At 50.1% G+C, this 12,224-nt stretch carries 14 protein-coding genes; 7 read left to right on the top strand and 7 right to left on the bottom strand.

Going from position 1 to position 12,224, the window contains the following annotated elements:
* Positions 1–10 precede the first annotated feature (10 nt).
* Together HYU99_02815 and HYU99_02810 are read right to left on the bottom strand one after the other, a co-directional pair.
* Entirely contained in the window at positions 11–337 is a 327-nt protein-coding gene (locus HYU99_02815) for a nucleotidyltransferase domain-containing protein (protein ID MBI2339287.1), read from the bottom strand.
* Entirely contained in the window at positions 334–732 is a 399-nt protein-coding gene (locus tag HYU99_02810) for a nucleotidyltransferase substrate binding protein (GenBank protein ID MBI2339286.1), read from the bottom strand. Before HYU99_02810 ends, HYU99_02815 begins: the two co-directional genes overlap by 4 nt.
* A 182-nt stretch (positions 733–914) precedes the next feature.
* On the opposite strand from HYU99_02810, the gene groES reads away from it, so the two are divergent.
* Entirely contained in the window at positions 915–1,217 is a 303-nt protein-coding gene (groES, locus tag HYU99_02805) for a co-chaperone GroES (protein MBI2339285.1), read from the top strand.
* Positions 1,218–1,276: 59 nt separating this feature from the next.
* Positions 1,277–2,923, top strand: coding sequence for a chaperonin GroEL (gene groL, locus HYU99_02800; GenBank protein ID MBI2339284.1), 1,647 nt, complete (start codon positions 1,277–1,279; stop codon positions 2,921–2,923).
* A 63-nt stretch (positions 2,924–2,986) separates the two neighbouring features.
* On the opposite strand, the gene HYU99_02795 is transcribed toward groL, so the two are convergent.
* From HYU99_02795 to HYU99_02780, 4 genes are read right to left on the bottom strand one after another with little or no spacing between them, the layout of a single operon-like run.
* Positions 2,987–3,361: a response regulator gene (locus HYU99_02795; protein ID MBI2339283.1), complete on the bottom strand. Its 375-nt coding sequence runs from the start codon at positions 3,359–3,361 to the stop codon at positions 2,987–2,989.
* 48 nt (positions 3,362–3,409) lie between these two features.
* Positions 3,410–4,252: a nucleotidyl transferase AbiEii/AbiGii toxin family protein gene (locus HYU99_02790; GenBank protein ID MBI2339282.1), complete on the bottom strand. Its 843-nt coding sequence runs from the start codon at positions 4,250–4,252 to the stop codon at positions 3,410–3,412.
* Positions 4,240–4,839 (bottom strand): hypothetical protein, encoded by a 600-nt coding sequence (locus HYU99_02785; GenBank protein MBI2339281.1) that lies wholly within the window; start codon positions 4,837–4,839, stop codon positions 4,240–4,242. The genes HYU99_02790 and HYU99_02785 overlap by 13 nt, the downstream gene beginning before the upstream one ends.
* A gap of 54 nt (positions 4,840–4,893) precedes the next feature.
* A complete protein-coding gene (locus HYU99_02780; protein MBI2339280.1) occupies positions 4,894–5,754 on the bottom strand; it encodes a 3-hydroxybutyryl-CoA dehydrogenase in 861 nt (286 codons plus the stop codon).
* Between the two features lie 446 nt (positions 5,755–6,200).
* On the opposite strand from HYU99_02780, the gene HYU99_02775 reads away from it, so the two are divergent.
* The 5 genes from HYU99_02775 (at position 6,201) to HYU99_02755 (ending at position 11,933) form a co-directional block, all read left to right on the top strand.
* Positions 6,201–6,725 carry a hypothetical protein gene (locus HYU99_02775; protein MBI2339279.1) on the top strand — a complete coding sequence of 175 codons (525 nt, stop codon included), beginning with the start codon at positions 6,201–6,203 and terminating at the stop codon, positions 6,723–6,725.
* A 298-nt stretch (positions 6,726–7,023) separates the two neighbouring features.
* Positions 7,024–7,134, top strand: coding sequence for a PIN domain-containing protein (locus tag HYU99_02770; protein ID MBI2339278.1), 111 nt, complete (start codon positions 7,024–7,026; stop codon positions 7,132–7,134).
* A 292-nt stretch (positions 7,135–7,426) separates the two neighbouring features.
* Positions 7,427–9,616, top strand: coding sequence for a DNA methylase (locus tag HYU99_02765; GenBank protein MBI2339277.1), 2,190 nt, complete (start codon positions 7,427–7,429; stop codon positions 9,614–9,616).
* A 26-nt stretch (positions 9,617–9,642) separates the two neighbouring features.
* Complete coding sequence (locus HYU99_02760) at positions 9,643–10,677, top strand: hypothetical protein (protein ID MBI2339276.1); 1,035 nt, start codon at positions 9,643–9,645, stop codon at positions 10,675–10,677.
* Positions 10,678–10,853: 176 nt separating this feature from the next.
* The gene (locus HYU99_02755) at positions 10,854–11,933 is read left to right on the top strand and encodes a P63C domain-containing protein (GenBank protein ID MBI2339275.1); all 1,080 of its coding nucleotides are present in this window, start codon (positions 10,854–10,856) and stop codon (positions 11,931–11,933) included.
* Between the two features lie 98 nt (positions 11,934–12,031).
* On the opposite strand, the gene HYU99_02750 is transcribed toward HYU99_02755, so the two are convergent.
* Positions 12,032–12,224, bottom strand: a 193-nt coding sequence (locus HYU99_02750; GenBank protein MBI2339274.1) for a peptide ABC transporter substrate-binding protein, incomplete at its 5' end; no start/stop codon positions are given.

Genomic DNA, 12,224 nt, shown 5'->3' with positions numbered 1-12,224 from the left:
TGCGGTTTTTTTACGACCGGCGGGGTTTGAGGGAGGGAAAAACCTCCATTCCGACACGGTCCACATGCTCGCGCAGGGCCTGATTGTCGATTGCATCGTAGATAACCAGATCGAGCTTCCAGGGAAGATAAAGCCTGTCGTAATCCATTTCGATGCGGGTTAAATCGTTGTGCGTTATTCGATCGCCCTTGAGCGCGATGTCGATGTCGGAACCGTCGCGTTGCGTCCCCTTGGCCCGCGGGCCGAACAGTATCGCCCCCCGCACGCTTGGATAATTTTTGAAAATGGCGCAGATTTTCTGCAGGTGGGTTGCGTCAATGCCTGGAACTTTGCTCATAGCCGTTCGAGTGTTTTCTTGAGGTTTCCAAGGGCCTGCGCAAACTCGTTTTTGGCTTTGCCGTAGACGGTCGTGAAGACTTTTTCATCATACAAATGGGACGCCTCGTTGCGCGCCCTCAACATTTCCATCCACAACACGCCGTCGTCGATCAATCCATCCTGAAAGGACTGCTCCAAAACCGGCTTGGGCCCCCGGATAGCCTCATAACCGCGCTCCTGGAGGATGTCCTGAAGGCATTTCCAGGCCAACTCAAAGGTATATTCAAACCGCTGAATCAATCCCTCCTGGGCAAGACGATCCAGAGTGTTCGTCTTTACCGCCTGTTCAAACTGCTCCAGGGCTTTGCTGAAATTTGAAAACCGCTGTTTCCAGCGCACGTCCTGTGACGGCATATAACTGCCCTTATAGCCCAATAGTTGGAGGAATCAAGTTGAACCTTGGAGGGGGGGCTTGACAACAGCCCCAGGAAACCTATATTCCTCCCCGCTCATCAAATAATGACCCCACCCTTAACCCTCCCCTTGAATTAAGGGGGGAGGATCAAGGAGGGGTTAATATCATTGGAGGAATAACCATGGCAGGCAAAAAACTTAAACTTCGTCCTCTTCACGACCGGCTTCTGGTCAAGCGGCTCTCGGAAGAGGAAAAAACCAAAGGGGGGATCATCATCCCCGATACGGCGAAAGAAAAGCCGCAGGAAGGGCAAGTGATCGCCGTCGGAAACGGCAAAATCCTCGAAGACGGCAAAAAGGTCCCGCTCGATGTCAAGGTGGGGGACAAAATCCTCTTCTCCAAATACTCGGGCAACGAGGTCAAAGTTGAGGGGGAAGAATATCTCATCCTGCGCGAAGACGACGTGCAGGCGATAGTAGAATAGTGTAAGGGCGTACGGCTGTACGCCCCTACGGATATCCAACATTAAGGAGGAAAATCATCATGGCAAAAATCATTCTTTTTGACGAACAGGCGCGCCAGAAAATTTTAACCGGCGTGAATGTTCTGGCCAATGCGGTCAAGGTGACCCTTGGCCCCAAGGGGCGCAATGTCGTCCTCGAAAAATCGTTCGGCTCCCCCACCGTCACCAAGGACGGCGTCACGGTGGCCAAGGAGATCGACCTGGAAGACAAGTTCGAAAACATGGGGGCACAGATGGTGAAGGAGGTGGCTTCAAAAACCTCCGACAACGCCGGCGACGGCACCACCACCGCCACGGTTCTGGCCCAGGCCATCTACCGGGAGGGCTCCAAGCTGGTCACCGCCGGGGCCAACCCGATGGGGATCAAGCGGGGCATCGACAAGGCGGTCGGCGCCATCGTCGATGAACTCAAAAAACTCACCAAGCCCACCAAAGACCGGAAAGAAATCGCCCAGGTCGGCACCATCTCGGCCAACAACGACGAGACCATCGGCAACATTATTGCCGAGGCGATGGACAAGGTCGGCAAGGAAGGGGTCATTACGGTGGAGGAGGCCAAGGGGATGGATACCACCCTTGAAGTGGTCGAAGGGATGCAGTTTGACCGCGGCTATCTTTCGCCCTACTTTGTGACCGATGCTGAACGGATGGAGTGCGTTCTGGAAGAGCCGCTCATCCTCATCAACGAAAAGAAAATCTCCAATATGAAAGAGTTGCTCCCCGTTCTGGAGCAGATCGCCAAGCTGGGCAAGCCGCTCCTTATTATCGCCGAAGAGGTGGAGGGGGAGGCTCTGGCCACGCTGGTGGTCAACAAACTGCGCGGCACCCTGCAGGTCTGCGCGGTGAAGGCCCCCGGATTCGGCGACCGCCGCAAGGCGATGCTCGAGGATATCGGCATCCTGACCGGCGGCAAGATGATCGCCGAAGAGCTGGGGATCAAGCTCGAAGGGGTTGAACTGAAGGATCTGGGGCGGGCCAAGAGGGTGACCATCGACAAAGAGAACACAACGATTGTGGATGGCGCCGGAAAGAAGGCCGACCTCGAGGGACGGGTGAAACAGATCCGCGCTCAAATTGAAGAGACCACATCAGACTACGATAAAGAGAAACTCCAGGAGCGCTTGGCCAAGCTGGTCGGCGGCGTTGCCGTCATTAATGTCGGGGCGGCCACCGAAACCGAGATGAAGGAAAAGAAGGCCCGCGTCGAGGACGCCCTCCATGCCACCCGTGCGGCGGTGGAAGAGGGGATCGTTCCGGGAGGGGGCGTGGCCTTTATTCGAAGCATCTCCGCGCTGGAAAAGGTGAAGCCGGGAGACGCGGACGAAAAATTCGGCATCGATATCGTCCGCCGGTCGCTGGAAGAGCCGATCCGGCAGATTGCGGTCAACGCCGGCGTGGAAGGGGCCATCGTTGTCGAAGAGGTTAAAAAGAACCAGGGGGCCTGGGGCTTCAATGCTCAAACGGAGAAGTATGAAGACCTCCTGAAGGCGGGAGTCATCGACCCGACCAAGGTCGCCCGCACGGCCCTTCAAAACGCGGCCTCCGTGGCCTCGCTCATGATCACCACCGAGGCGATTGTGGCCGAAAAGCCGGAGGAGAAGAAGGCGTCAATGCCGGGCATGGGGGGCCATGGCGGCATGGGCGGCGGGATGGGAGATATGATGTAGGGCATCCGCCTCAGGCGGACCAAATTCCAAAAAAGCCCGGGGTTCGAAAGAGCTCCGGGTTTTTTATTTCAACATATGCTCGATTTTGTGGACAAGTGTTGCGACATGGAAGGGTTTCGTCACATAATCGTCCGCCCCGTATTGCAGGCCTTTCAGCCGGTCGTTCTGTGTGTCTTTGGCCGAGAGCATGAGAATCAAGGTGTCTTTGAGCGAGGCGTCGGCGCGGATCTTTTCGCAAAGCTCGATGCCGCTCATCTCGGGCATCATGATATCGAGGATAATCAGGTCGGGCCGGTCGCTTTGGATTTTCTCCCACGCCCGGGGACCATCCTCGGCCGAGTCGAGGGTGTAATGCCTTGGGGCCAGGACAGTTGCGAGCATCTTGTGCACCTGCGGGTCGTCGTCGACGATGAGGATTTTCTTTGGCCGGCCGGTCATTCACCATTGCCTACCAGAAGAGCCGGCTCGATGACAAGCGCTGGTTCTTTAATCGACATTGCGGGTTTCACCGGTGCCGACGAGCTGGCGGAACACCTCGTCAAACCGCGAAAGCCATTGCGCCTCGGCGGGGTCTTCCAGAAACCGGCCGACGTCCTTCAAAATGACCGCCGGTTTGGCCTTGGCTGTGCATTCGGCCACGGCCTTCATCGCCGTCCCCCTGTCTTTGAACTTTTTTCCCTTTCCGCTGCGGTTTAAGTAGGCGAGATTCAGCTCCGTTTTCCGGCTCAAATACCAGATGAGGTCGTAGTAGTCCCGTCCCCGGGCGTAAGGACGGTGGAGAATGGCCAGCACCTTTCCGGCAAAGAGCGTGGGAAGGGTGTGCTTTAAGATTGGAAAGATCTCCTGAAAGCTGTTGACAAAAAAACTCTCCCGCTCGTCTTTTTTTAATAAAGGGGGCCGGACGTCAACCTCGATTTTGATGTGAAGTTTCTGGTCTTTTTCGAATCCCCTCAAACCCAGGGCCCCACCCAGGCCGGCAAAACGAAAAAACCCCTTCTGAACGATTTTGTCTTCGCTCACCGTGGAATCGACATCAAAACCGGTCAGGCGCAGTTCTTTGTGAATCAAATCCATCAGGGTGGAAAACCGCCAGGGGACCTTTTTGTCATCGAGGCTGAAGTCGAGGTCTTCCGAGTAACGTTTGGTCCCGTGGCAGATCCTCAAGGCGGTCCCCCCCATAAAGGACACAGCCGCCCCAAAGCGGGACTGAAAGACAAATTTAAGAATAAGGACCTGCAGATACTCCCGGACCGTATTCAAAAGCTCCTGTTCGGTGGGAGGACGGGTCCGCAAGCGGAGTTCTTCAACTATTTTTTCTAGTCTTTCCATTTTTTACAAAAGATCAAGAAAGATCGAAGCAGGTATTTCACCTTTTCGGGAAAAAACGCCGCATATCGTTTCAATTTTTTAAAATCCAGCTCTTTCGTGTTCTGAAACCGCAGGTCCCGCCAAAATGCCGTCTCGGCCTCAAGCCGGTGCCGGTAGAGGTAGAAATAATCCAGAAGGACCTTTTCCCTCTCCCCCAAGAGTGTTTGAGGATCAAACCCCCAAAAAAGCCCCTTCTGGATTTTGTGATAGATAAACCGGCCGTAAGGATTAGTGAAGTCCCGTGAAATGCGGGGGGTGACAAGGGTGACGGCGAAAGGGATATCCGGCAGAAGACCGTGGAGGTTCAAGGCATATTCCAGGCTGATATAACAGGGGGCATAGAGCGCCCCCGCCACGAAAGCCTTGTCCGAAATTTTTTCGGGAAAGCAATAAAGCCCCCTTTTAAGCCTTAAAATCTCGCCCCGCCTCCCCCACTGGTGGAGCTGGAGGGTCAATTGACCAAGCGAGGTCCGCCACCCGACGCGGTGGGCCTCCGCCAGCGTAAAGCAGGGCTTGACCATCTTTTTTCTGAATTCGGATAGTTTCATTTAATTATATTTTATTATAATTAAATGAAACGCTTAGTCAAGGTGGAAGGCCCGCTACTTCTGCGCGGTGTAGTCGTAGACGCCTCGGCCGCTCTTGCGGCCAAGCCAGCCCGATTCGACATATTTGCGAAGCAGAGGACAGGGGCGGTATTTGTCCTCCCCTAAATCGCGATGGAGCACTTCCATCGCCGCAAGGGTCACGTCGAGACCGACAAAATCGCCAAGCGTTAAGGGCCCCATCGGATGGTTGGCCCCCAACTGCATCACCGAATCGATGGTCTTTGCATCGGCAATTCCTTCCTGAAGGACATAGAAGGCTTCGTTGACAAGAGGCAGAAGAAGACGATTGACGGCAAACCCCGGAGAATCCTTGATGCCGGCCGGTGTCTTGCCCAACGCCACGGCGACATCCCATGCAGTCTTGAAGGTTTCGTCGGAGGTCTGCAGGCCGCGGATAATTTCCACCAGCCTCATCACCGGCACCGGATTGAAAAAGTGCATCCCGACGAATTTTGCCGGGCGGTGGCTGGCGGCGGCCAAGAGGGTAATGGACACCGAGGAGGTGTTGGTCGCCAGAACTGTGTCCTTTTTTGTCCCCCGGTTCAGTTCCGCAAAAAGGTCCTGTTTTATTTTGACGCTTTCGGTAACCGCTTCGATGACAAGATCGCAATCCTTTATATCAGCAAGCGATTTGCAGATATGGATTTTCCTTTTGGCTGTTTCGACGACATCGGCGGCCATCTTCCCTTTTTCAACCAGTTTGCCCCAAGAGGCCTCGATTTTGCCCAAACCTTTTCGGGCCAGTTCTTCACTGATATCTCCCAGCCAAACCTCAAAGCCCGACTGGGCCGCAACCGAAGCAATCCCGTGCCCCATGGTCCCCGCCCCGACAATTCCGATTGTTTTGATTTGCATATCTCCTCCTGATTTGGTCTGATCTGCCAGCCGGAAGAAAAGAAGTCAACCTGAAAACCCGGAGGGGGGGCTCTGTGACATCTGGCAGTCAGCGGCAACGAAGGTGAAAGGGCAAAGCAACTTGTCATTGGCCACAAAACAATCCAAGCGGAACTTGCAAAGAGTTATCGGCTTGAGTAGCTGACGCCAGTGGAACAGAGCCTCCCCTCCGGAAGTTGTATGACGCAGTCGTTTAAATATCTGGTTTATGACATCGAGTCGATCGTCAACAAGCCGCTCTTAAAAAAAGTCCTCTATTCCGCCGAGCCGATCACGGACGATGAAGCCTGCGAGCGGCATAGGGCCGAGCTGGCCAAGGATAACCAGCAATTTGTCAACGCCGCCTTTCACCAGCCGGTCTCTCTGGCCGCCGTGGCGGTGAAGGATGATAAAAATCCACCGGCTCGATTGTCCGCGCCTTTTGGGATCTCTACAACAAACAAAAGCCGATCCTCGTCGACTACAACGGCAAGGGTTACGACGTCCGCCTTTTGGAACTCTGGGCCTTTCAGATGGGTGTCACCATCGATCAGCGGCATTTTGCCCAATATGGACCAAGGTACCGCTTTTCCGTAGAACATATCGACCTGCAGGAATTCATGAACAACCACGCCGCCATCCGATACAAGGGGGGGCTCGATCTGCTGGCCAAGCTTCTGGGCAAACCGGGAAAGATGGAAACGAAAGGGGACATGGTTCAGGAGATGTGTGAAAAGGGGGAAAGGTTTCAGATTGACGACTACTGCCTCTGCGACGCGATGGACACCTATTTTGTTTTTTTAAGGACGCGGGTGATGACCGGGGAGCTGACGCTCGATCGCGAACACGAGCTTGTGGCCCAGGCCAAAAAACTTCTGGAAGAAAAGAGGGAAAAAGAGGGGTATTTCAAATCCTACCTTGAAAACTTCGGGGAGTGGAGCCCGGAAACGTAGGTTTGTTTCGTCGAAAGGAATGAGGGTATGGTTATTCGGCCTCTAACGAAAGACTATTTTGAAAAAATGGCGGGTTTTTTGAAAACCGGCGGACGGGTGACAAAAAACCTGTTGGAAACCCGGAAGCAAAATCGGATCAGGGAGGAAACTGAGGAAAAGTCTATACCATCACCAAAAAAGAAAAAGGAGAAGTCACAGCCGAGAAAGTCATGAAAGTGCTCGACAGTTTTCCCATAGAGGTCGTGGATGTGGACAAAACTTTGGCCAAGCAAGCGGGCGCCTACAAGGCGGAAAAAAAATGTCTTACGCGGATTGTTTTGCCGCCGCGCTGGCAAAAATGAAGAAGGCGGAATTAATCACGGGGGACAAGGAATTCAAGGAAGTTGAGGGGGATATCAAGATTCTTTGACTTTAACAGGTTTGTTTGTGAGTACAGACTACTAAGCGTAAGAAAATGATCACCTCCAATCATCATTTGTCTGTAACCCATCAATGCCGATTGCTCGGTTGTCGTGATCATCGATTTATTACCGGAAACGGCTGTTTTGGAAGAGAACCTGACTTTGATGCGACGGATGGACGAGTTGCACCTGGAACACCCTTTTTACTTCCGAGGGCGTAAGAAGCAACTACGCCGGGAGGCGATTTCCTGAATATTTAAGTCGATTTTCGATTAAAAACTTTGTAGGTTGGGGCAAATAATGGCAACAGCGAAGCTCGCCAATCAAGTTAATGAATATAGTGGTATTGAGACAAATTTTGATGTCTCTTTTGCTACTCGCCTGGCTCTCCGTGAGAAGCAAATTCAACAGAACTACAGACCGATTATTGGCATTCATAAATGGTTCGCGAGACGCCCTGGAACGATATTTCGATCGTTGTTAATTTCGGAGTTTGGCGACCATGGCACTCTTGAACAGGACTTTTGGAAACCGCATGATTTTCGCGGCGTGATCGCTGATCCTTTTATGGGTGGAGGAACCCCAATTTTTGAGGCTAATCGACTTGGATTTCACGTTGTTGGTGCTGATGTTAATCCGATGGCTTTTTGGATAGTGCGTCAAGCTCTTGCAAAACTGGACTTGGACCAATTCCGAAAAACGGCAGAAATTGTACTTGCAGATATCGAGAGCGAAATTGGCGAATTCTATGTAACCAAGTGTATGAAGTGCCGCTCAGATGCTGATGTAAAGTATTTCTTGTGGGTAAAAACAGCAGAGTGTCCAACTTGTGGAACAAAAAACGATCTCTTTCCTGGCTATCTACTGGCGGAAAATAAACGTCATCCCTTAAATGTTTTGGTGTGCAAATATTGCGGTGAACTGAATGAGTATGAGAAAATTCCAACCCGAGAATTTCCACAAAAATGCGCATCTTGTAATAAGAAGATGCATGTCGAGGGGAATTGTAGACGGGAAAAGGCTGAATGCCAAAACTGCAATGAAGTTTTTCTTCCTCTTAGCAAGGGGCAAGAGAATCCACTTCAGCATAGAATCTGGGCGATAGAATATCACTGCCAACAATGCAAGCCTAACCATGTTGGCCGTTTCTTTAAGAGTCCCGATAAGTGGGATCTTGAGAAGATCGGAAGAGCATCGCTAAAGTTAAAAAAAACCCGGGGACTGCCGATCCCTGACGATGCCATTCCCGCGGGTGATGAAACAGATCGCCTTCACCGCTGGGGCTACAAATTTTATCGTGAGATGTTCAATGAGCGCCAGCTCCTTGGTCTCGGGCTTTTGCTTAGGCGCATAATTAAGGTACAGTCTGTCGAATGCAGGCAAGCTCTTCTGACAGTTTTTTCCGACATTCTTCGATATCAAAATATGCTTTGTCGCTATGATACCTATGCGCTGAAGTGCCAGGATATCTTTAGCGTACATGGCTTTCCTATAGGATTAGTTCAATGCGAGAATAACTTACTTGGTATCCCGAAGATAGGATCGGGCGCTTTCCGACACTTTATTGAGAAGTATATTCGAGCAAAGGATTATTGTGAGCATCCGTTTGAAACTAAGCAAGATGGAGCCACGAAAACGATTGTTCCGATTATAGGGGAACAAATTAATGCTGAGTTTGTTAGCACTTTTCCAAATGGCACTTCGCGCCAAGCCAAGCTACTCGCTGTGCCCGCCTGGGAAATGCCTGTTCCTCAAGAGTCGCTGGACGGCGTATTCACTGATCCACCATATTTTGATAATGTTCAGTACGCTGAACTAATGGATTTCTGTTTTACGTGGCTTCGCATTGGACTCAAGAAAGAGTTTCCCGAATTCGATAAAAAAACAACGAGGACTCAGGACGAATTAACAGGAAATGTAACTCTCGGCCGAGGTCTTCATCATTTTACCGAAGGGCTCACAAAAGTTTTTAGTCACTATGCTGCAGCACTCAAACCAAATGCTCCCTTCGTATTTACCTATCACCACAATGACGCTAGGGCTTATTTGCCGCTGGTTGTAGCAATACTCGATGCTAGTCTTGACTGTACAGCCACCTTGCCTGCGGCAGCAGAGATGAACGCTTCCATGCATATTGCTGGAACAAATTCTTCGGTGTTAGATTCTGTGTTCGTTTGCCGCCAAGTTCATCGCATTGCCGGTGTTCAAAAGCAGATAAATGTTACTATCGAAGCCGTTAATGATATAGAGCGGTCTCTCGATCGTGATATTGCTGAAATGCAGAAGGCCAACCTTCGTATTTCGCTTGGAGATAAGCGCTGTCTCGTGGCAGGCCACATAGCGAGACTGTCAATTAATTTACTCTATCCCGTTTGGGATACAAGTCTGCTTCTCGATGAACGGATGCGATTAGCCGAGAGAACTCTAGATAGACTCTCAAAGCACCTTGAAACAAGAAAGATTGGTGGCCAAAGTACCTTCCTCATTTAATCTTGGATCATAAGACGAAGAACTTTATGCAGCGTCCGTTTGAATTACCCCCTAAAGAACTTAGTAAGCACCTTGATGAGATGGTTGAAGTCACCTTTAGTGACCTAGAATCACAATTTTTAATCTTGCCGAAGGGAAAAGGTTTTATTGAGTATGGTGATTTTCAAAAAGCTTATGAAATTCTGAAGAGACATACTTCCGCCTTTAATAGGTTTAATAATAAGACTATTTGGGCCGCTTTGAGAGAGGATGCCCTCAGTTTCTTGGTTCTCCGAACCATTCTAGGCATGTCACCGCCTGAGTGGGCCGACTTGGCACAGAGCGATTTGGATAGTGATGTTGATATGGGATGTGCGCGTAGCCTCGACACCAGAGTGAGACGCGACCACAAATATTTCGCCGAAATAAAGACGGCTTCGGTGACCTATAAACGAGCTGAAGCTCTTGTTTCTGTTGCAATTGATTATGTTTCGCGCGGCGCACCAGTTGGTGTGGAAGATACCGTACATCGGCTTGCAAAGGCTGATACCGAGCAAGGGCTGATTTCACTGCGACACGTTTCTGCCACACATGTTCCATATGCCATATTGCTGTATGAACGTTATCTTGGGCGACCATTTGCCAGTCACAGGGATTCTGTTTCTGGCTTAGTTGGTGACATTATGGAGAGCGCTATCGAAGAACGTCTGACCCGTGCAAAAATCACATTTCGAAAGACAGGAAGGGCCGAACGAATAAAGGGCTTTGCTCAAGCACCAGACTTTTTCGTGCCGACAGAGTTTTCTCCTTCCGTAATTATCGAGGCAAAGATCACAGGTGATGATGGTACGGCACGTGACAAGGTAGCACGAATTCTTAGACTCGCCTCAATGAGAGACGAACGTGATCGGAAAGATGGAGAATCCTTCCAATTGGTTGCCTGCATCGATGGGAGAGGATTCGGCGTCAGGCGTCAAGACATGCGGGATATGCTCACCGCGACGAAAGGAAAAGTATTTACGCTTGCCACATTAGATCATCTTATTCCCAATACTGATATCAGGAATTTTCTACCAACATAATTGATAGTGGTACAGTTTCAATCCTTTAAAAGTCCCACGATTTCTTCCAAGGTTAAACACGATCCGAAATTCCCGCCTCCATTCGGTCCCAGATATGCAAGCATTTTTTAAAATAATACTTGCTTTAATATGGAAAATGTGTAAAAAAGAAAGCATAATAATTGGAGGTGCTTAAAATGGAGAATGGGACAAAAAGAAGTGCTAAGGCTAAGGGCGGGCTAGCAAGGGCCAAAAATCTGTCTCCGGAAAAACGTTCGGAAATAGCTACGATTGCAGCAAAGGCGAGATGGGCAGTGCCAAGACCTGAAAATGTAAATCACCCTCGTGTGTTGGAAAGTTTTAGGAGCGAGTTGGATTTGGCGGGAATTAAAATACCGTGCGCTATAGTAGAGGGCCCTAACGGAATTCAGCGTGTTCTTACAGAAAATGGAATTACTCTCGCTATTTTAGGATCTAGAAGCGGGGCCTCAAAGCGCCTTAAAAAAACTTTGGAGGAAGAAGGGGCCCCTACCCCCCTTTTTATTGCGCCAAGACAGCTATTACCCTTTATTGATGAGGAATTAAAGCAAGGACCGCTTAAACCTATAGACTATTTAGATGGGGATAGGCTTGTCCGTGGCTATGAAGCATCGATTCTTCCAGCAATCTGCAATGTTTGGCTTAGAGCCCGTGAAGCAGGGGCCCTTCAGACCCAACAATTAGCAAAAGCTCAGAAGGCAGAAATTCTAACACGGGCCTTGGCTGAAACGGGTATTGTTGCTCTTGTTGATGAAGCAACCGGATACCAGTCGGTAAGACCTCAAAATGCCCTTCAAGAATATCTAAAACTTCTTATCCGCGAACAATTGGCTGTATGGGTTAAGAAATTCCCCGACGAATTCTTCGAAAACATTTATAAAATTAAAGGATGGCAATGGCCAGGCATGAAAAAAAATCGATATTCTGTTGTTGGTAAATATATTCGTGACTTGGTCTATGAAAGGTTAGCACCTGGAGTATTAAAGGAGCTTGAACAAAAGTCTCCGAAAGATGAAAAAGGACAGCGTCCTAATAAGCTCCATCAATGGTTAACGGATGATATTGGAGATCCGATGCTTGCAAATCATTTGCACACCTTAATTATGTTTCAGCGTGTGGCTTTAGCTAATGGGTATGGATGGAACCGTTTTCTTCATATGGTAGATCAGGCAATGACAAAGAAAGGTCAAAATCTTGAGTTGCCGTTAACTAATTCGCTTGACTCCAACGAGTCCTAGCAACTTTTTTCGTAATTTTTGACCGTTTCTTTTTGGTAAATTCATTTGTAGCCTATTGAAATGTACGCCCGGGCACAAATGGGCGGCGGAGAGATAGATTAAACCAAATGACAAGCGGCTTCTTGATGAGGGCCGATCGGGCGGAGTTTGGGAATTTCCACGCGGCACCGGTCGACGGCAATCGGACACCGGGTGTGAAAGACGCATCCGGTCGGCGGATTGATCGGCGAGGGGACGTCCCCCTTTAAGATGATCCGTTCCTTCTTTACGTTCGGATCGGGAACGGGAATG

Source organism: Deltaproteobacteria bacterium, from assembly GCA_016183175.1.
Taxonomy (GTDB): domain Bacteria; phylum UBA10199; class UBA10199; order UBA10199; family SBBF01; genus JACPFC01.
The sequence above is the reverse complement of the archived record's forward strand: the minus strand, read 5'-3'. Positions and strand labels throughout refer to the sequence as shown.

Coding starts and splice junctions, on each gene's coding strand:
- HYU99_02815 (MBI2339287.1), bottom strand. CDS start 337: ATGAGCAAAGTTCCAGGCATTGACGCAACCCACCTGCAGAAAATCTGC.
- HYU99_02810 (MBI2339286.1), bottom strand. CDS start 732: ATGCCGTCACAGGACGTGCGCTGGAAACAGCGGTTTTCAAATTTCAGC.
- groES (MBI2339285.1), top strand. CDS start 915: ATGGCAGGCAAAAAACTTAAACTTCGTCCTCTTCACGACCGGCTTCTG.
- groL (MBI2339284.1), top strand. CDS start 1,277: ATGGCAAAAATCATTCTTTTTGACGAACAGGCGCGCCAGAAAATTTTA.
- HYU99_02795 (MBI2339283.1), bottom strand. CDS start 3,361: ATGACCGGCCGGCCAAAGAAAATCCTCATCGTCGACGACGACCCGCAG.
- HYU99_02790 (MBI2339282.1), bottom strand. CDS start 4,252: ATGGAAAGACTAGAAAAAATAGTTGAAGAACTCCGCTTGCGGACCCGT.
- HYU99_02785 (MBI2339281.1), bottom strand. CDS start 4,839: ATGAAACTATCCGAATTCAGAAAAAAGATGGTCAAGCCCTGCTTTACG.
- HYU99_02780 (MBI2339280.1), bottom strand. CDS start 5,754: ATGCAAATCAAAACAATCGGAATTGTCGGGGCGGGGACCATGGGGCAC.
- HYU99_02770 (MBI2339278.1), top strand. CDS start 7,024: ATGTCTTACGCGGATTGTTTTGCCGCCGCGCTGGCAAAAATGAAGAAG.
- HYU99_02765 (MBI2339277.1), top strand. CDS start 7,427: ATGGCAACAGCGAAGCTCGCCAATCAAGTTAATGAATATAGTGGTATT.
- HYU99_02760 (MBI2339276.1), top strand. CDS start 9,643: ATGCAGCGTCCGTTTGAATTACCCCCTAAAGAACTTAGTAAGCACCTT.
- HYU99_02755 (MBI2339275.1), top strand. CDS start 10,854: ATGGAGAATGGGACAAAAAGAAGTGCTAAGGCTAAGGGCGGGCTAGCA.